This is a genomic window from Streptomyces sp. SID13726 (assembly GCF_010548375.1).
Lineage (GTDB): Bacteria > Actinomycetota > Actinomycetes > Streptomycetales > Streptomycetaceae > Streptomyces.
The window spans coordinates 1-432 of sequence record NZ_JAAGLY010000496.1 but is presented as its reverse complement, the minus strand read 5'-3'; the positions used below and the strand labels follow the sequence as shown (position 1 = coordinate 432).

Annotated in this window: 1 protein-coding gene; it reads right to left on the bottom strand. The window is 78.0% G+C overall.

What is annotated here, in order from left to right:
• Nucleotides 1-71: 71 nt before the first annotated feature.
• The coding region (locus G3I78_RS48770; RefSeq protein ID WP_203616554.1) for a hypothetical protein at nt 72-432 on the bottom strand (361 nt) is incomplete at its 5' end.

The window sequence follows — 432 nt, the reverse complement described above, 5'->3', positions numbered from 1 at the left end:
CAGAGCGGGCCGGCGTCCGCGACGCCGACCCGCTCACGGGACGTCCGGGCGCGACGTGCGCCCGTCCGCCCTCAGCCCCCGCAGGCGAGCGCGTCGAACGCGACCTCGTACGGCGTGCTGACGTCGGTGCCGTCGACCGGCGCCGTGCCGGTGACGGTCGCGACCCCGGCCGCGAGCGACGTGGACCGGGCCGCGAACGACTGGTACGCGCTCGCGCCTGGCGCGACGTCGCTCACGACGCGCGTCCCGAACGGCGTCGCGAGCGCGACATCGGCCGGGACGTCCCCGGAGTTCGTCGCACGCACCGCCACGTAGGCCTTGCCCGCGAGGCAGCGGGCGGACGCGGTGACGTCGAGCTCGACGGCCGGGCCGGCGGCGTCGGCCGCGAACTCCCACGTGTCCACCTCGACGAGGTCGACGCCCGCGGGGCCG